A 19,774-nucleotide genomic window follows, 5' to 3' on the forward strand; every position below is an offset into this window, starting at 1 on the left:
AGTTATTCATTTACCCAATTAAGACGGTCCATTTGGTTGTAAGGCCAAGGCGCGCCATTATTTTCAATATTGGTCATCATGTTATTCAATTCCATGGGTGCAGCACTTTGTTCCATAACTAAATAACGTCTCATTTCCATAATAATGGACAACGGATCGATACTTACTGGACAAGCTTCCACACAAGCATTACAGGTAGTACATGCCCATAGTTCTTCATTAGTTATGTAGTCGCCAAGTAATTGTTTACCATCGTCCTTAAATTCTCCTTTATTGGCATCGATGTTTTTACCAACTTCCTCCAAGCGGTCTCTGGTATCCATCATGATTTTTCTAGGAGATAATTTTTTACCTGTTTGGTTTGCAGGACATTCACTGGTACATCTTCCACACTCGGTACATGTATAGGCATTTAATAACTGAACCCAATTCAAATCCATGACATCACTAGCTCCAAATTTTGCAGGAACAGTTGCATCGGCTCCTTCTGCAGGTGCTGCAAATGGGTCTACATTGGGATCCATCATCATTTTCACCTCATTAGTAACGGCTTCCAAATTATTGAATTGTCCTTTTGGCGTAACACGACCATAATAGGTGTTTGGAAAGGCCAACAGAATATGTAAGTGCTTTGAAAAATATAGGTAATTAAGAAAAACCAAAATTCCCAAAATATGTAACCACCAAGCGGCACGCTCGATCGTATGCAAGGTTCCAACTGATAAACCTTCAAACCACGGAGCAATCATTTGACTTATTACATTTCCTGAATTCATCTCCTGAAAGTGAACATCTGTAGCATTCATGACTAGAAACAAAGTCATCAATACCATTTCAAAATATAGGATGAAATTTCCGTCATTTTTTGGCCAACCCTTCATTTCGGGCTTCCAAAAACGCTGAAGTTTAATTACATTTCTTCGAATCCAAAAAATAATTACCGAAACAAAAACCAATAAAGCCAATACTTCAAAAGACCCTATCAAGAAGCCATAGAAACTCCCTAAGCTAGACATGATACGATGCGTTCCAAAAAGACCATCGATTATAATTTCCAGTACTTCAATATTTATAATGATGAAGCCTGCATAAACAATAATATGAAGAAATCCAGCTATAGGACGGTTGACCATTTTGGACTGCCCTAAAGCTATTCTCATCATATTACGCCACCTTTGTGGCTTTTGATCGCTTACATCTACATCATGGCCTAGGCGAATATTCCTTAAAAGTTTTTTGACATTTTTAGCAAAATAGCCAATGCCCAAAATTAAAGATAAGGCAAATAAAATATTTGGTAAGTAGTTCATTTATTGATTTTTAAATCACTGTCTTTCATCTTCTGGTTTAACGTATTCATCTTTGTTTTTTCCTCCAAAAACAGACACGTTAACATAGCGCTTTGGGTTCAGTTTGAAATCTTGCAACAGTTCTCTTAACTGCAAAGAAGCAACCTCTAGATTATGGTAAAGCTTATCATCAGTAAGTAATTTACCTAAAGATCCTTCACCATTATTTAAACCAGCCATTATTGAATTCACATTGTCTAGGGTTCCTTCTAAATCATCAACCGTTTTAGATAACTGAACTCCTTTAAGATCTTCTGTAAAAACCGCTAAATCTGTTGTTATTTTATTGAAATTAGCAATGGCCATACTCAAACTATCCTCATTTTGAGCGATTAAGGATCTAACATTGTTAGAGGTAGATCTAAAAGACGCCAACGTTAAATTCAACTCCATAACAGCGTGCTTCAGTCCCTCCTCGCCTTCATCTTGTATAATTCTATTGACATTCAACAGTAAGGAATCGGCTCTTCTTAAGGTGATATCCAAGCCTGTACTCAAACCAGAAAAGTTCTTACTTAAACTTTGAACCAAACCTTGTTCTACTTCAGAATTTAGAAAATCACCATCCTTGGCTACAGCCGCTCCATCTTCTGCAGGAATTATAGCAATCCCGTTGCCCCCCATCAGACCCATTTCATACATTCTTATTCGACTGTTCTTTGAAAATTCCAAACGACTGTCCACAGTGAAAGAAACTCTGGTTTTTCCCGATTCTATCTCATATTTTATTTCATGAACTTTACCAATATTATTCCCTTTAATTGTAACGGGTGAGGATGTAGTAAGAGCATTATAATCAAACTCTGTATAATATGTATTGTTGGACTCCAACAAATCTTCTCCTTTTAAATAGTTATAACTGAAAATTAGAAGAACAATTCCAAGTATAACTAATAAAGCTGTTTTTACTTCTCTAGATAATTTCAACTTATGCGTTTTAGGTTAGAAACAAAATTAGGAATAAATTATAAAGTGGCATGATTTAAATACTATTTTAAGGCTTCATCCAAAGAAATCTGCTGCCCATTTTTAAAAGCTACAACAAAGCTTGACGGGTAACCTTTTGATTTTGCGACACTTTGCATGCGTTTAATTTGAGTGTAACTTGAAGTGTAACCGTAATAGTATTTATAAAGATTTCCTATTTTTTCTCTTGAGATATCATCAAGGCCGTTAAAATTAAAAGGCTTTGGTTCTAACTGTTTGGAGCTTGCTGCAATTTGAACTTTAAAAACCACATTCTCATAAACCTGCTCATTTGAAGCTTCTAAATCATCTTCGCCAACATGCTCGTCAACAATCACATGAGAAATTGACAATTTACCTGTGTTCTGTTCAATGGCGGTCTTATAATCCAAAATCGCCTTAGCAATATTTTTGGAAATTTCGGACTGCCCCTTTTTAGAATTTAAATAATCACCTTCATTTTTATTAGTTACAAACCCAGTTTCTATTAAAACACTTGGCATTATTGTTTGATGTAATACTATCAGTCCAGCCTGCTTAACACCTCTACTTTTGCGTTTTAGAACTTTTGAAAAATTATCTTCAATGTAACGTGCCAACAATATACTTTGATCCAAATACTCTTCCTGCATAAGGGTTAAGCCTATATAAGATTCGGGTGCATTTGGGTCAAATCCGGCATAATTCTCTTCATAATTATCCTCCAAATAAATTACCTCATTTTCCGCTTTGGCTACATTAAAATTGGTTTGGTTTCTATGAATTCCCAACACATAAGTTTCAGTACCGTAGGCCTGAGAATTGTGGGCATTACAGTGAACAGAGACAAAGAGATCTGCCTTGGCTTCATTTGCTATTTTACCTCGAACAAACAAATCAACAAAAACGTCTTTATCTCTAGTGTAGACCACTTTTACATTTGGAGTTTTCTCCAGAATTTTACCCACGGTCAAAACCACATTAAGAGCGATATCTTTCTCCTTATAACCATATTGAGAGGGTTTACCAGGGTCCTTTCCGCCATGTCCAGCATCCAAAACCACCACAAATTGGCCACTTGATGATTGGGAATAAAGCGATTGGAGTGAAATATTTGTTAAACCTAAAAATATTAATAAGAAAAGGGTAATAGGGCGCGTTTTCATACAGATATAACAGCTTTTTTGCCGGTTTATTTTATTGCTCAAAATTTGGGGATTATTAATTTAATCACAAAAAATATATGTACTTTTGGCAATTCAAAAACCGAGCCATACTTTTACAAAAATACACTTAAAAGCATTGCGTACAAACATCTTCCACATACTTTTTACCCTAAGTTTTACAGTGCTTATCAACACTTTTTCCATGGCTCAAGACCTGCCAGGTAAAAGCACTGAGATAAAACCAAAGTTAGAAGATGACACCATTCAAAATGACAGCCTAAATTTGAATGCTGCCGATTTTGAAAAAATGGAACTTTCTGAGAGAAATCAAGACAGCACTCTTCAAGACTCGGTAAAACCAAAAAGAGAGACGCTCACAGGCCCCATAAAATATAAAGCCACAGATTACACTAGGTTCAACATGAAAGAACAGAAGCTTTATTTATACAATGAAGCAGAAGTTCTTTATGAGGACATGCAAATTACGGCCGGTATAATCGTTATTGATTATAATAAAAAGGAAGTTTACGCCGGAAGAATCAAAGACTCTCTAGGAAACTACACTCAAAAACCAGTCTTTAAACAAGGGGATAACGTTGCGGAACCGGATTCCATTCGATTCAATTACGAAACCGAAAAAGCTCTGGTATTCAATACAAACACAGAACAAGGAGGCATGAAAATTTATGCTCCGATAACAAAAAAGGAAAACGACTCTACCATCTTTTTATATAAAGGACGTTTTACCACTTCAGAAAACATTGAAGATCCAGAATATTATTTTCAATCGAACCGAATTAAAATGGTTCCAAAAAAGAAAATTGTAGTAGGATTCACTGATATGTATATCTATGACGTGCCAACTCCCATCCTACTACCCTTTGGATTTTTCCCTTTGACCGAAAAACACACCTCTGGGGTAATCATTCCAACTCCTGGGGAAGATAGCAATAGAGGATATTTTCTTCAAAATGGAGGATATTATTTTGCCATCAGTGATTACGTCGATTTGGCTGTTCTTGGTGATTATTATACAAATGGAAGTTATGGACTAAGAATGGAAAGTAATTATTCCAAAAGATATCGATACAGCGGAAATGCTGGTTTTAGATATGAAAGTCTTATACAAGAAGAACGAGGGTTTCCAAATTACGCCAAGACTTCTATATACAACCTAAGGTGGACTCACAGTCAAGATGCCAAGGCCAGTCCTAATTCCAGGTTTACAGCATCGGTCAACATGGGGTCTAGCCGTTATTATCAACAATCTATCAATCAGGTTAATTCACCCTCTTTTTTAAATAACACACTGGCATCCTCAGTTTCCTATTCAAAAACCTTTGTTGGAGAACCTCAAGTAAATTTAAGTTTAACAGCTACGCATTCGCAAAACACGCAAACCGAGTCCATCAATATGACGTTGCCTACCTTGCAAGCCAGTGTAAGCAGGATTTTTCCATTTGAACCAAAAACGGGCACTAAGAAAGGAATCATTCAAAACATCAACTTCCAATATAACGTCAGAGGAGAAAATAGAATTCAAACGACTGATTCGCTTTTCTTCCAGAAGGAAATGTGGGATGATGCTAGAATGGGTTTAAGACATTCCATTCCATTGACAACGAACTTTAAAGTACTAAAGTATTTAAGTCTAAGTGCCGGAACTAATTATGATGAAACTTGGGTCTTTGAAACTTACAGAAGATCTTATGATAACGAGGAACAAGAAGTTATTACTACAAAGGAAAATGGTTTTGCATCTTACAGAACTTATAATTTCAATTCTAGTTTAGGTACCACTATTTATGGAATGTTTCCTTTTGAAAAGCAAGGAGAAGACAGGAAAATAAAAGCTATCAGACACGTCATGAGACCGTCTGTAAGCTACAATATCAATCCTGGGTTTGAACAGTATTATGACACCTATACCGTAATTAGTGCTGATGGTTTGACATCTGAAGAGGTAGAATACTCAAGATTTCAAGGAACTTTATATGGCGCTCCTAACCAAAATTATTCAAGTTCCATGGGATTTAGCCTTTCCAATAACATTGAAATGAAAGTAAGGGACAAGGACTCCACTGCCACCGAAGCCAAAAAAATCAAGTTATTGGATAACCTTAATTTTTCTACGGGTTATAATTTTTCTGCGGATTCTCTGAATTGGAGTGCTGTAAGAATGACAGGTAGCACCAAAATTTTTGACCAAAAAATGGCCATCAACTTCGGAGCAACCTTAGATCCCTACGCACTAGATAACAACAATAGAAAAATTAACACCTTTAATATCGATAATGGAGGTAGTCTATTTAGATTAACAAGTGCCAATTTAACCACTAGTTACACCCTTTCTAATAGTACCTTTAACGGTGGGCAAAGTGATGAAAGTAAAGAAGAAACGCTACGAAGTGGTGGTAGAAATGATGACATGTTTGGTAGATCTCAAACTTATTATGATGAAGGTTTTTATGATGAAGAAGAAGACGGTACAGATGAAGAAGAGGAAACACCCAACGACCTTTACACCCATAAAATTCCTTGGAATTTAAGGCTAGCTTATGCTGTCAATTATTCCAATTCAAGAAGGGAAAATGAAATTTCGTCACATTCCTTAATGTTTTCTGGAGATATCGAATTAACCAAACGTTGGACCGTAGGAGCCTCTTCGGGATATGACTTTAAAAATCAAGGATTTACATATACGCAGTTACGTTTTGAAAGGGATTTATTAAGTTGGAGAATGAGTTTTAACTGGATTCCTTTCAGCACTAGAAGTTCTTGGAACTTCTTTATTGGTATCAAATCCAACATGTTAAAAGACATTAAATACGATAAACGTAAGCAACCAGACCAACGATTATAAATCAATGACCATGAAAAAAATTATTCAAACTCCGCATGCCCCTGCCCCTATTGGACCTTACAACCAAGCAGTTTTAACTAATGGGATGCTGTTTACCTCAGGACAAATCGCCCTTCATCCTGAAACTGGTGATTTAATCATGGGATCCATTGAAGAGGAAACCAAACAGGTCATGGAAAATTTGAAGGCCGTCTTGGAAGCAGCAGAAATGTCCTTTGAAAATGTGATTAAATCGTCTATTTTCATTAGTGACATGAACAATTTTGGTAAAATCAACGAGGTTTATGGTTCTTACTTTGATGAAGCTACTGCTCCAGCAAGAGAAACAGTTGAAGTAGCTAATCTACCAAAATACGTGAATGTTGAAATCAGTATGATTGCTGTTAAATAATTTGGTTTGACCAAAAAGGAACTTAAGGAATTTCTTGATCAAAAAGCGGCGCTTTATAATAACACGGATTTTATTTCTACAGATCCCATTCAAATTCCACATCAATTTTCTTTAAAGGAAGACATAGAAATTGCAAGCTTTCTCACAGCCTCTATTGCTTGGGGCAATAGAAAAAGCATTATCACCAATGCTAAAAAATTGATGTTACTGTTGGACGAAAGTCCACATGATTTCATCATGAATCATGAGGATTCTGATTTAGACAAAATGCAATCCTTTGTGCATCGTACGTTCAACGGCTTAGATTTAATCACTTTTATAAAGGGGCTTAAGCACATTTATTCTAATCACGCAGGTTTAGAAGGTATTTTCAACAAATATCAGGAAAAGGATTCCTTGCAATTTGCTATCCATAAATTAAAGGAACATATTTTTGAGATTGAGCATTTACCACGAACCCAAAAACACGTAAGTGATCCTTTAAAAAACTCAGCAGCGAAACGAATAAACATGTTTTTAAGATGGATGGTAAGACCCAATAATACCGGTGTTGATTTTGGATTATGGCAGCATATTTCTACTTCCAAACTGTCCATGCCTTTAGATGTTCATACAGGAAATATTGGAAGAAAACTAGGTCTTTTAACAAGAAAACAAAATGATGCCAAGGCATTGAAGGAGTTGGATCAGGCGCTCAGAAAATTCGATCCACAGGATCCAGTTAAATATGATTTTGCACTTTTTGGCCTTGGTGCATTTGAAAAATTTTAACTTTAAGGCTCTAATTCTTTGAGTCTTATGAAAAAATTATTCTTTTCCCTTCTTCTTTTGGTTTTTATTATTCCAAATGCGTTTTCTCAAAAACGTGAGATTCCTACCGATACAGTAATTACCACAAGCCATCAAGCAACCATCAATGGTCAAAATTTCAACTATGAAGCCAAAGTGGGAACACTTCCGGTTTGGAACAAAGACAATGAACCAATTGCCACCTTATTCTATACCTATTATAAGCGTTCCTTAAGTAAACCAGATGACAGCAGGCCCCTAGTCTTTTCTTTTAATGGCGGCCCCGGCTCTGCTTCTGTTTGGATGCACATTGGCTACACGGGTCCGAAAATCTTGAACTTAGATAAAGAAGGCATGCCCGTGCAACCCTATGGCGTTAAGGATAATCCTTATTCCATTTTGGACGTGGCAGATATTGTATATGTGGATCCTGTGAATACTGGATATTCCAGAATGGTGAAAAATAAAGAGGGAAAAGATCCAGACAGAAGTCAATTTTTTGGAATCAATGCCGACATAAAATATCTGGCAGAATGGATGAATACCTTTGTTTCCCGATACAATCGCTGGAACTCCCCAAAGTTTATCATTGGTGAAAGCTATGGCGGAACGCGGGTTATGGGATTAGCCGAAGAACTACAAAACAAACAATGGATGTATCTGAATGGTGTAATCATGGTTTCCCCAGCAGATTACAAGCTTTATAATAACGGTTTAATTTCTTCTGCTATAAATATCCCCTATTTCACAGCCGCTTCCTGGTATCATAACAAACTTCCTTCTGATCTGCAAAACCGAGAATTAGAATCCATCTTACCAGAATCAGAGCAATTTGCTATCAACGAAGTTCTTCCGGCCTTGGTCAATGGAGCTTTTTTAAATGAATCAAGAAAACAGCAACTAGCTGAAAAAATGGCAAAATATACTGGTTTGGATAAAGAACGTATTCTAGATCAAAACTTAGACCTATCAACCTTCTATTTCTGGAAAGAATTGCTCAGAGATGATAAGTTGATCATAGGTAGATTGGATTCGAGGTATTTGGGAATCGACAAAAAGGATACCGGAGACAGACCTGAGTATTTTCCTGAATTAACCTCATGGAATCATTCTTTTACACCTCCTATAAATCATTATTTAAAAAATGATTTAGAATTCGTCACAGATACAAAATACAATATGTTTGGAGATGTACATCCATGGGATTTAACCGAAAACAACACAAGGGACAGGCTAAGACAGGCTATGGCTCAAAACCCATATCTCAATGTTTTGGTGCAATCTGGATACTATGACGGAGCTACCACTTATTTCCAGGCGAAATTAACGATGGGACTTGTTGACCCTAGTGGAAAAATGAAAGACAGGCTCAACTTTAAGGCTTATAAAAGCGGACACATGATGTATGTAAGAGATGAAGATTTAAAACAGTCTACGGCCGATTTAAGAAATTTCATTCTTAAATCTACAGGTCACAAAACGTCAGCAAAATATGATAATCCAAAAAACTAAATTAGATTCATTTTAAACAGTAAGGGTAAATTAACAAAGCTAACATTGACATAACTATTTCTTCATTTAATACCAATTTTTAGTTAACAGACTGGATAAGTATTACTTATAATTTTAGAAAAACATTAATCCATCTAAAAAACTAAAAAATGAAGAAAGTTTTTCTATTGTCTTCTTTAGCAGTTTGCTCCTTTTTCTCATGTGAAAAAGAACTAACTACAGAAGAGTTAAACCAAACAACTACAAACGCTAGCCTTGAAAAAAAGGCTGGAATGAATTTGGAAAATCACTCCATCACTCCCTCTTTTCTTGATTTGAAGCAAGAATTCAAAAACCTAAAAGTGTATCCTATTTTATCCTCTGAGGATGTTCTTGAAGATTCCCCAGAATTCGTTTACGGATCTATGGCCGATGGTGCCGGTTTGTTAAAAAACGAGGATGGAACCTACACTCTTATCAATAACATCGAAGCCGACTATTCCATTGCCAGAATTACATTAGACCAAAACTTAAAACCCGTTCATGGTGAATACATTCTCAATGCAGCTGCAACTGCAGCTACAGCTCAATGTTCAGGTTCGTTAATTACTCCAGAAGAACATGGCTTTGGACCTCTTTATCTTTCAGGAGGGGAATGGGGAGGAGCTTCAAAAGGTGTTTTTGCAACAAACCCTTTTAAAGATACCAATGACGCATCGGTAGCTACGCTTTTGCCCGCCATGGGACAATGGTCTACTGAAAATGCAGTTGCTATAGGAAAAGATGCTTACCCAGGAAAGACCGTTGTATTCATTGGAGATGACCACTCAGATAACACGGTTCCTTCAGGGCAACTTGGTATGTATGTTGGAAACCAAGGAGATTTAGACGGTGGTAATCTTTATGGCTTAAAGGTGACTGATCCTAGCGTCTTATTTGAAATGGACATGGAAGAAGGGCAGTCCTATCCTATGGAGTTTGTACAACTGGAAGAAACCCAAATTGATCTTTTAGATGCCGAATGCAAGCAAAAAGGCGTTATGGGATTCTCTAGATTAGAAGATATTGACTGGAGAAAAGGGTCGCCAGAGAACAACAGAGAGATTTATTTCTGTGTAACAGGTCGTGATAAGCCAGATTTAATTGGAAAAGGAACTAAATATGGTCGTGTTTATAAAGTGACTTTAAATCCAGAAGACCCTACAGCTGCAGGAACCATTACCTGTATTTTGGATGGGGATAATTTAACCGGAAAAGCTAAAGCATTCCATAGTCCAGATAACATAGTCGTTACCAATAATTATGTTTACATTCAGGAAGATCCAAATGGATATTATGACAACCCAAACAAAGATCACTTTGCATCCCTTTATGAATACAATATAAATTCTGAAAAGTTAAAAACCGTATTAGAATGTGATCAAACGGCTGCTCAGGCTTTAGGGTATGGAACTACTGGTAGCAAATGGGAAATTACAGGAATGATTGATATATCTGATGTCGTGGACGTAAACAAAACTTTTATTTTGATCACCCAAAATCATGGTTGGGAAGATCCTGGATTTACAGATCCGAATGCCAACCCAACAACAGCCTCAAATGAAGGAAGTATGTTGTATGTTATTCAAGGATTAAAAAGATAAGTGTCTGCTACTATCTAAAAATAAAGCCTGACCGTTTTGGTCAGGCTTTTCTTTTATAATTAGTGAATACCGATTATCCTCTTAACCAAGCTTCACGTAATTTCTTTTGAGATTCGGTAGCGTCTTCAACAGGTCTTAAAGATTCGCCTTCTGTGAATGATTGCTCTAAAGTTCCTTTTAGTTCAATATCCTGACCTTCTCTTGAAATAACCATTTCAAATTCCATTCCAGGTTGCCACATAAATACTTCTTGGAAAATGTTGTTAGCATTTTGCAACGTCACCTGCTCTCCTCCTACTGATTTAATCACATCATTTGGTTGTACCCCTTGTTCTTTCCAGAAACTGTTGTTTTGAACTGCATCAGAGAAAAAGATAGTTCCATCTTGCGGATTGGCACCAACAATCAACACGCCATCATTTTGGATATAATTTGTCTTTACTTTAGCCTTAGACTTTGCTAATCCTACCTTCTTAAAGAAATCATTATAATTGATTGGAATATCACCTACCACATGATCTTTTAAAAATTCTCCAATTGATGGATAAGTCATAGCTGTGATTTCCTCAATGATTTTATCATCCTCAAACGGTTTGTTCTTTCCATATTTCATTGAAAGCTCTTTCATTAATGATAAAATACCTCTTTGTCCATTGCTTTCTTCTCTCAATAAAATATCAATACACATACCTATTAAAGCTCCTTTTTGATAGACATTGTAATATTGACTAGCATAAGGTTCGTCCAAAACATTTTCACTCATAATGGTAAAACTCATGGAGTCATTCATCATGGCTGCTGTTTTGATTTTTTCTTCAATTTTATCATAAAAATCGTCATCAGAAACCAAACCTTGATCTACTTGGAATAAAGTAGCAAAATACTCAGTTACCCCTTCATACATCCACAAATGCTTAGAAAAAGTAGGCTTGTCATAGTCGAAATAATGAACATCTTCTGAATGTACACTCAAAGGCGTAACAATATGGAAAAATTCGTGAGATACCACATCTATCATGCTTTCATCCAAGGCGGCTTCAGGCATAGATTCTGGCATAACAACCACAGTAGACGTATGGTGCTCTAAAGCTCCAAAACCTTTAGGAGATTGTTCATCACCTCTTGACAAGTACAAGTAAATATCATATCTAGGTGTGCTATTGATGTCTCCTAAATAGGTTTTTTGTCCTTTCATCATTTTAAACATAGTTTCCTTCAACTTCTTGGCTGTATGTGCCTTGGTTGGAGAATAAACACTTAAAACAATTTTGATATCGCCCACTTGAAACTCTTCTACATCTAGATTTCCATACATCATTGGGTTATCAGTAATATCAAAATATCTAGGCGCATAATAACTGGAAGTCATGGTTTGCCCATCATCACTTTTGGAAGTTCCTACTACTTGTAAAGCAGACGTTCTAACAAAATCTGAAGGAGCTGTAACATCCAATTTGTATTGGGCATTTTTTAAAGAATCGAAATAACCAACAAATCCATGAAGGTTTAACACATAATTATCAGGCTCGATATTAGTTCCTGCAGGAGAAAACGGCGTATCGCCTCCAATGCCTCCAGTAACTTCAACATCAAAGGTATCATTGACGTAATAAGTCACATAATCAAGATTTGATGCTTGATTGATTTGCCAGGAATTGGTGTCAATTTTTTCAGTTGGAATTTCTTTACCTTCATAATCAAAGGCTTTGAAATCCTCAATATATTTTCCAAAATCACTAACCGAATAGGTTCCTTGTACCACTCTTGGAAGACGGTAAATTTCAGTTTCACTTGTAAATCGTCCAGGGTTGATGATCACTGGAACTTTATCATCTTTTACTTTGGTCAAGTCTATAGAAGACTCAATCGGATTGCTAATAGCAAGATCTTTAGTAGTTTGGTTAGTTGTTCCGCATGCCATCATAAGCACACCAACTCCTACCGCGGTTAGGATTCTGTTCATTATAAGTTAATTTTCGTTTAAGTTTATGACGCCCAAATTTACAATGTGTTACAGATATAAAACCTAACTTTATGTTAAAAAGTTACTGTTTCAAAGGCTTGCTCACCTATTTATGATTAATTTGATCAAATTGAATTTATTTTCAATACAAACACTATTTTTGTAAATAAATCCTCGGAATGCAGTTTAAACACCCAGAACTTCTTTATGCTCTTTTTGCACTGCTCATCCCCATTATAGTTCATTTATTCCAGTTAAGAAAATTCAAGAAACAGCCATTTACCAATGTGGCTTTTCTCAAAAAAATAAAATTTGAAACTAGAAAAAGTTCGCAACTTAAGAAATGGTTAACCTTATTGACCAGAATGCTGCTTTTAGCTTGTATCATTTTTGCTTTTGCCCAACCCTATTATGCAAAAAAAGGAACTTTTCAAACTAAGAAGGAAACGGTTATTTATTTAGACAACTCCTACAGTATGCAAGCCAAGGGTGATAAAGGAGAATTATTAAAGCGGGCTGTACAGGATTTATTGGAACAAGGTGATGCCTCAGAAAAACTTTCCTTGCTCACAAATGACCAAACCTTTAAAGACATAACCATAAAAGGCGTTCAAAAGGAACTATTGGATTTAGGATACACTTCAAATCAATTAGAAAAAGACGCGGTGCTTTTAAAATTAAAAAAGTTATTGTCACAAGAAAACACGATTAAAGATGTGATTTGGATCTCCGATTTCCAACAAAAGGAAGAACCATTTTCCCTTGAAAGTGATTCAACACTCAACGTTCATTTGGTACAACTAAAACCAGAGAAAACAAATAATCTATCTATCGACAGTTTATATATTGAAGATAAAACGGCGTCAGAAATGGAGTTGGTCGTTATTGTTAATGGTGAAATGGAATCTGCCATTCCTGTTTCGTTATTCAATGGAGATACACTTATAGGAAAGACAACTATTGCCAAAGAACAAAACCCAGCTACGGCTCGATTTACCCTTCCAACCAATAATGGTCTGAATGGTGTTGTCACTTTGGATGATAATCACTTGGAATTTGATAATACCTTCTACTTCTCCATTAACAAAAACAAAAAAATCAATGTTTTAAGTATCAATGCCATTTCAGATGATTTTTTAAAGAAAATTTATACTGAGGAAGAATTCAACTTTACGGGATCAACTTTGGAACAATTGAACTACAGTTCCCTTGAAAACCAAAATTTAATTATTCTGAATGAGCTGCAACAGCTGCCCATATCCTTAACAAATGCCCTAAGGGTGTTTACAGAAAATGGTGGTAATTTGATCATTATTCCTGGAAATGATATAGACATGGAATCATATAATGCCTTGACCTCCATGTTTCAAATAAACTATTCAAGCAAAAGTAGAAACGAGCGCAAAATTACTACGATAAATTTTTCACACCCCATATACTCCAATGTATTTAATAAACAGGTAACCAACTTCCAGTACCCCAATGTAAGAGAGTTCTATGCTTTAACCTCTCCACATTCCAATCCTTTACAATTTGAGGATGGAAGGCCTTTTTTAACTTCTGGTGAAAACATTTTTGTCTTTAGTGCTGCGATAGATAGTGAAAATTCTAATTTCAAGTTGTCTCCCTTAATTGTCCCAACACTGTATAACATTGGAAAGCAAAGTTTAAAAATACCAAACCTTTATTATACTATTGGACAACCGAACGAATTTGATGTCACAGTAGAATTAAAACAAGATAATATTTTAACACTTTCAAAAGACGGGAAAGATATCATTCCGCAACAGCAGTATTTCAATAATAAAGTAAAAGTCAAAACCAACGAATCCCCAACTGAATCAGGAATTTATGCAGTCAAAGACAAAGAAAAGGTTTTGGAATACGTGAGTTTTAATGATAATCGGTCTGAAAGTCAATTAATCTATAATGATTTAAGCCAAATAAAATCCGCTACCGTTTCCAATTCCTTAAATCAAACCTTAGAGGATATAAAAAGTAACTCTAAAGTTAACGAGCTATGGAAATGGTTTGTTATTTTTGCATTGATTTTTCTGGTTCTTGAAATTCTCATATTAAAATTCTTCAAATGAACGCACTTATAAAATCAGCCAAAATTATTGACCCAAAAAGTGATTTTCATAATCAAACGGTTGATATTCTTATTGAAGAAGGCTTGATTACCCAAATTTCCAACGACATTAAAAACAATAAAAACTTCAAAGAAATTAACTTTGAAAACCTTCATGTGTCCCAAGGATGGTTTGATAGTAGCGTTTCCTTTGGTGAACCAGGATTTGAAGAGCGCGAAACTATTGATAATGGTTTAAAAACCGCTGGTAAATCAGGATTTACGGCTGTGGCATTAAATCCCAGTACCAATCCAATTATTGATACGAATTCCAGTATTTCTTTTGTAAAGTCTAAGGCTTCAAATCATGCAACAGGCCTGTACCCAATAGGTGCATTAACAGCAGGCTCTAAAGGTGACGATTTAGCAGAATTATTTGACATGAAAAATGCTGGTGCAGTTGCATTTGGCGATTATAAAAGTCCTATTACCAATCCAAACCTTGTGAAAATTGCATTGCAATATGTTGAAGGATTTGACGGGTTGGTATGCTCCTTCCCTTTTGAGCCTAAGATAGCAGGTAAAGGGGTTATGAATGAAAACATCACTAGTACTAGATTGGGCCTAAAAGGTATTCCTAGCCTGTCTGAGGAACTACATATTACCCGAGACCTGTTTATTTTGGAATACACCCAAGGAAAACTTCACATCCCAACGATTTCTACAGCAAAATCAGTTGAATTGATTAGAGATGCCAAAAGTAAAGGACTTAATGTAAGCTGCAGTGTTGCCATTCACAACTTAGTTTTGAATGATGATGCATTAACTACGTTTGACACCAATTTTAAGGTGCTTCCACCATTAAGAACTGAAGAAGACAGACAAGCCCTTATTGAGGGACTTAAAGATGGAACCATCGATATGATTACCAGTGATCACAATCCTTTGGATGTGGAACATAAAAAAGTGGAATTTGATAATGCTGCTTATGGAACCATAGGATTGGAATCTGCATTTGGAGCCTTGAATAAGTTATTTACCACCAAACAAACGATTGAATTCTTAACAAAAGGAAAAAATCGTTTTGGAATTGAATCACATTCGGTTCAAGTGGGGAGTAAAGCAGAATTGACGCTCTTCAATCCTGATGGCAAACAAACATTTGAAAAATCAGATATTTTATCCACTTCCAAAAATGCCATTTTCCTAAACCAGGAACTTAAAGGAACTGTATATGGTATCTTTGCTAACAATAAAATGGAATTGAAATCATGATGTCACAACAAACCATACAAGAGGGTAAAACATGGGCTATTGTTAGTTATTTTACCTTCATAGGTCTCATAATAGCCATTGTTATGAACATTGAAAAGAAAAACCCTTTCACATCTTTCCATATTAGACAAATGTTAGGGCTCATCCTTATGCTGATTGTTTCTAATGTTACAGAAGCCTATGTCAATTCATGGTTAGGGACCGTTTTATGGATTATTACTTTTGTTTGCTGGATTTTTGGTCTTTATCATGCCATCAAGGAAGAAGCCAAACCCATTCCCGTAATTGGAGAGAAATTTCAGGATTGGTTTAGAAACCTTTAATAAATTATTACACTTTGAGTTTAGAATATATCACCAGACCATCATCTCTTCAAGAAAACGCACCTTTACTTATCATGTGTCATGGCTACGGCAGTGATGAAAACGACCTGTTTTCTTTTGCTTCGGAATTACCTGAAGAGTTATTTATCATCTCTTTAAAGGCACCATTTAAACTGGAACCTTATGGAAATGCTTGGTACGCCATTAATTTTGATGCCGAAAAAGGAAAATGGAGTGATGATGAACAAGCAAAGCAGTCTCGTGATTTGATCTCTAATTTTATAGACGAAGCTTGTGAAAAATATCCGGTAAACCCATCAAATGTGACCTTATTAGGTTTTAGCCAAGGCTCTATTTTAAGCTATGCTGTAGCATTAACTTACCCCAAAAAGGTTAAAAATGTGGTGGCCTTAAGTGGTTATATTAATCCCAACATTTTACCGTCAGAATTTACCAATAAAGATTATTCCAATCTTAGTATCTATGCTTCCCATGGAAGTGTAGATCAAGTAATTCCAGTGCAATGGGCTCAGCAAACCCCTAAATTTTTGAGTCAACTAGGCATTGAGCATGCCTATTCTGAGTTTCCTGTAGGCCACGGCGTTGCTCCCCAAAACTTTTATGAATTTAGAGAGTGGTTAAAAAAACACTTGTAATCTAGTATTCTTTGGTATAAAGTAGATGATCAATCAGTTTGAAATTTAATTGCTTGTCGTCTGTAAATTCATAACGCAATAAAATTTCTCCCCAATATTTACCGTCTGAGAAATTGGCAATAATCCATCTATGGTTTAAAATTCTGATATCATCTATAGCCATTTTGGAATTGGTCATAGAAACATATGGAATCAAAGGATGCTCCTCTCCTTTTTGCAAATTCAATTCATACAATTGATCCTTGATGTAGGGAATAACTTTGGAAATACTGTACCCTTGCTCTTCTAAATAGGTCATGGCCGATTCATTTTCATCCAATTTAAACTGTGATAAATCCAAAATTCGATCTTGCAATTGATTTATAGTATCCTCACAATGCAAATCCTGCCCTTCCACTTTAGATAATTTAGATTCATAATCTTCCAATATCTTTTTTGAGTTGACATATTGAAAAATCACCAACAATAAGGTGAAAATAAAGAGGTACATGAATATTCTACTTTTCATTCTATGGTTATGGTTAAGTTATCGTATGCTAAAAAAACGCCATCTGGCAAGGATTGTTGTACGTTGTCATGAAATCCTAATAAATGGCTAATATGCGTTAAAAAGGCTCGCTTTGGTTTTAATTTTTTAATAAGATCCAAGGCTTCTTCTAAATTGTAGTGGGAAGGATGTGGGTCTATCCTTAAAGCATTAACTACCAAAACTTCCAATCCTTTTAATTTTTCCAATTCCTCGTCTGCGATCGTTTTCATATCGGTCAAGTAAGCAAAATTATCAAATCGAAAACCAAAAACCTGCAAATTATAATGCATGCCGTCAATAGGAATTACTTCTAAATTTCCCAGTTTGAAAGGCTCATTTTTAATTTCATTGCAAACTACACTTGGGGCTCCTGGATATTTATTTTCAGTTTCAAAAATATACCCAAATCGATGCTCCAACTCTCCTAAGACCCTTTTATGGGCATAAATGGGAATATCTCCTTGTCTAAAGAAAAAGGGTCTAATATCATCCAATCCCGCTGTGTGGTCGGCGTGTTCATGAGTAAAAACAATGCCATCAATACGTTCACGATTAACCCGAATCATTTGTTGTCTAAAATCTGGCCCACAATCCACAACATAAGTATATTCATCCCATTCGATTAATATTGATACCCTTAGACGTTTATCTTTAGGGTTCTCACTTAAACATACGGGGTGTTTGCTCCCTATGATTGGGATTCCTTGAGATGTTCCTGTACCTAGAAATGTAACTTTCAACAGCGCTAGCGTTTGGAACAAAAATAAACTTATTTTTTTGTAAAACATGGCTTTTTAATACCTTTGTCTTAATGATAACCTCTGAATTCAAACATGGAAATAACCCTTAAAGGAGATAAGGAATTTGATGATATTCCATCAATAAAAACCAAGGCGCTCCGGATTAATTTAAACGAAAATATTTACGGAACTTTTGCCGAAATTGGTGCCGGCCAAGAAACTGTAAGAAACTTTTTTAGGGCTGGTGGTGCTTCAGGCACGATCGCTAAGGCCATGTCAGCTTATGATAAAGATTTTAGCGATTCTATCTACGGGACTGAAGATGATGGAAGGTATGTGACAGAGGCACGTCTCAGGAAAATGCTTTATCATGAAATAGGGTTGATTGAAAAACGATTAATTCGGGAAAAACACCCTAATAAATTGTTCTTTTCATATGCCAATACGGTTACTACTATTGATTTTGCCAAACAATTTAAGGGGCATGGTTGGGTAGGAATTAAATACCAATTAGATCCCAACCAAAAAGAATACAACGAGATTATCCTCCACATCCGTTTTAAGGAGAATGACGCCAGATTACAACAAGAAACTCTGGGAATTCTAGGAACTAATTTGATTTATGGTGCTTTCTATAAATATAACCAACCTAAAAAGTTGTTGAGATATTTATATGACCATTTAGATAAGGATCAAATTGAAATAGATACCATCAATTTTTCAGGTCCCATTTATAAAGATGTTGATAACCGATTGATGAGTTTGCAATTGGTCAAAAATGGTATGACTGATGCGGTAATGTTTTCGCCTGATGGAAACAATGTCCTTCCAGCAAGAATTCTTTATAAAAGAAATATTTTAGCATTTAGAGGTAGTTTTAGACCCGTTACTAAAGTAAACATGGATATGTATAAAAATGCATATGAAATGTTTATCAAGGAAAATAAAGTAGACGTTAATAAAACTCAGGTTATATTCGAGATCACCTTATCAAACCTACGGGCAGAAGGGGAAATTGATGAACAAGACTTTATGGATCGAGCTAAATTGCTTTGCTCATTAGGTCAAACCGTTCTAATTTCCAATTTCCAGGAATATTACAAATTAGTTGAGTATTTCTCTCAATATACCAAGAATAGAATGGGATTGGCCATGGGTGTCAACAATTTGGTTGATATTTTTGATGAAAAATACTATAGACATTTAAGCGGTGGTATCTTGGAAGCATTTGGTAAATTGTTCTTCAAAGACCTTCGGGTTTATCTCTATCCTATGGTTGGAGAAGATGGCCACGTTATAAATAGTGAGAACCTAAAAGTACACCCACGTATGAAAGAATTGTATAAATTCTTTAAATACAATGGCAAGGTAGTAGATATTACTGATTACGATCCAAAAATACTTACTGTTTTCTCAAGAAGAGTGCTTAAAATGATTACTGGAGGAGAAGATGGTTGGGAAGAAATGTTGCCAAAAGGTGTTTCCAAACTTATTAAAGAAAAACATCTATTTGGACACCGAAGCAAAGAAGAAGTATTAAAAGATAATTAACAAAAAAGCGACTGTAAAAGTCGCTTTTT

Annotated in this window: 16 protein-coding genes; 10 read left to right on the forward strand and 6 right to left on the reverse strand. The window is 35.6% G+C overall.

Annotation, left to right across the window (positions count from 1 at the left end; genetic code table 11):
* Positions 1-2: 2 nt before the first annotated feature.
* The 3 genes from GZ212_RS07110 to GZ212_RS07120 form a co-directional block, all read right to left on the reverse strand.
* The gene (locus GZ212_RS07110; RefSeq protein ID WP_166958519.1) at positions 3-1,310 is read right to left on the reverse strand and encodes a (Fe-S)-binding protein; all 1,308 of its coding nucleotides are present in this window, start codon (positions 1,308-1,310) and stop codon (positions 3-5) included.
* Between the two features lie 15 nt (positions 1,311-1,325).
* The gene (locus GZ212_RS07115; RefSeq protein ID WP_166958521.1) at positions 1,326-2,276 is read right to left on the reverse strand and encodes an MlaD family protein; all 951 of its coding nucleotides are present in this window, start codon (positions 2,274-2,276) and stop codon (positions 1,326-1,328) included.
* 62 nt (positions 2,277-2,338) lie between these two features.
* Positions 2,339-3,460: an N-acetylmuramoyl-L-alanine amidase gene (locus tag GZ212_RS07120; protein WP_166958524.1), complete on the reverse strand. Its 1,122-nt coding sequence runs from the start codon at positions 3,458-3,460 to the stop codon at positions 2,339-2,341.
* A gap of 85 nt (positions 3,461-3,545) precedes the next feature.
* Between GZ212_RS07120 and GZ212_RS07125 the strand changes: the two genes are divergently transcribed.
* The 5 genes from GZ212_RS07125 (at position 3,546) to GZ212_RS07145 (ending at position 10,637) form a co-directional block, all read left to right on the forward strand.
* Positions 3,546-6,323 (forward strand): putative LPS assembly protein LptD, encoded by a 2,778-nt coding sequence (locus GZ212_RS07125; RefSeq protein WP_166958526.1) that lies wholly within the window; start codon positions 3,546-3,548, stop codon positions 6,321-6,323.
* Between the two features lie 10 nt (positions 6,324-6,333).
* Positions 6,334-6,714: a RidA family protein gene (locus GZ212_RS07130; protein ID WP_053972738.1), complete on the forward strand. Its 381-nt coding sequence runs from the start codon at positions 6,334-6,336 to the stop codon at positions 6,712-6,714.
* 6 nt (positions 6,715-6,720) lie between these two features.
* Entirely contained in the window at positions 6,721-7,485 is a 765-nt protein-coding gene (locus GZ212_RS07135) for a TIGR02757 family protein (protein WP_166958528.1), read from the forward strand.
* Between the two features lie 27 nt (positions 7,486-7,512).
* On the forward strand, positions 7,513-9,015 hold the full coding sequence (locus GZ212_RS07140) for a S10 family peptidase (protein ID WP_166958530.1): 1,503 nt from the start codon (positions 7,513-7,515) through the stop codon (positions 9,013-9,015).
* Positions 9,016-9,164: 149 nt separating this feature from the next.
* Positions 9,165-10,637: a phosphatase gene (locus GZ212_RS07145; RefSeq protein WP_166958532.1), complete on the forward strand. Its 1,473-nt coding sequence runs from the start codon at positions 9,165-9,167 to the stop codon at positions 10,635-10,637.
* A gap of 73 nt (positions 10,638-10,710) precedes the next feature.
* Here the strand turns inward: GZ212_RS07145 and GZ212_RS07150 are convergent, their stop codons facing one another.
* Entirely contained in the window at positions 10,711-12,600 is a 1,890-nt protein-coding gene (locus GZ212_RS07150) for a peptidase M61 (RefSeq protein WP_166958534.1), read from the reverse strand.
* Between the two features lie 179 nt (positions 12,601-12,779).
* Here GZ212_RS07150 and GZ212_RS07155 point away from each other — a divergent pair, with 179 nt between their 5' ends.
* From GZ212_RS07155 to GZ212_RS07170, 4 genes are read left to right on the forward strand one after another with little or no spacing between them, the layout of a single operon-like run.
* Positions 12,780-14,693 (forward strand): BatA domain-containing protein, encoded by a 1,914-nt coding sequence (locus GZ212_RS07155; RefSeq protein WP_166958536.1) that lies wholly within the window; start codon positions 12,780-12,782, stop codon positions 14,691-14,693.
* Positions 14,690-15,946 carry a dihydroorotase family protein gene (locus tag GZ212_RS07160; protein WP_166958538.1) on the forward strand — a complete coding sequence of 419 codons (1,257 nt, stop codon included), beginning with the start codon at positions 14,690-14,692 and terminating at the stop codon, positions 15,944-15,946. The genes GZ212_RS07155 and GZ212_RS07160 overlap by 4 nt, the downstream gene beginning before the upstream one ends.
* Complete coding sequence (locus GZ212_RS07165; protein WP_240923781.1) at positions 15,943-16,269, forward strand: hypothetical protein; 327 nt, start codon at positions 15,943-15,945, stop codon at positions 16,267-16,269. The genes GZ212_RS07160 and GZ212_RS07165 overlap by 4 nt, the downstream gene beginning before the upstream one ends.
* A gap of 14 nt (positions 16,270-16,283) precedes the next feature.
* On the forward strand, positions 16,284-16,925 hold the full coding sequence (locus GZ212_RS07170) for an alpha/beta hydrolase (protein ID WP_206080405.1): 642 nt from the start codon (positions 16,284-16,286) through the stop codon (positions 16,923-16,925).
* Position 16,926: 1 nt separating this feature from the next.
* Here GZ212_RS07170 and GZ212_RS07175 read toward each other — a convergent pair whose 3' ends face one another.
* Together GZ212_RS07175 and GZ212_RS07180 are read right to left on the reverse strand one after the other, a co-directional pair.
* On the reverse strand, positions 16,927-17,433 hold the full coding sequence (locus tag GZ212_RS07175) for a hydrolase (RefSeq protein WP_232394617.1): 507 nt from the start codon (positions 17,431-17,433) through the stop codon (positions 16,927-16,929).
* Positions 17,430-18,194 (reverse strand): MBL fold metallo-hydrolase, encoded by a 765-nt coding sequence (locus GZ212_RS07180; protein WP_166958540.1) that lies wholly within the window; start codon positions 18,192-18,194, stop codon positions 17,430-17,432. Before GZ212_RS07180 ends, GZ212_RS07175 begins: the two co-directional genes overlap by 4 nt.
* A gap of 93 nt (positions 18,195-18,287) precedes the next feature.
* Between GZ212_RS07180 and GZ212_RS07185 the strand changes: the two genes are divergently transcribed.
* Complete coding sequence (locus GZ212_RS07185; protein ID WP_166958542.1) at positions 18,288-19,745, forward strand: TonB-dependent receptor; 1,458 nt, start codon at positions 18,288-18,290, stop codon at positions 19,743-19,745.
* Positions 19,746-19,774 lie beyond the last annotated feature (29 nt).

Origin of the sequence: Mangrovimonas sp. CR14, from assembly GCF_011764015.1 — a bacterium.
Classification (GTDB): domain Bacteria; phylum Bacteroidota; class Bacteroidia; order Flavobacteriales; family Flavobacteriaceae; genus Mangrovimonas; species Mangrovimonas futianensis.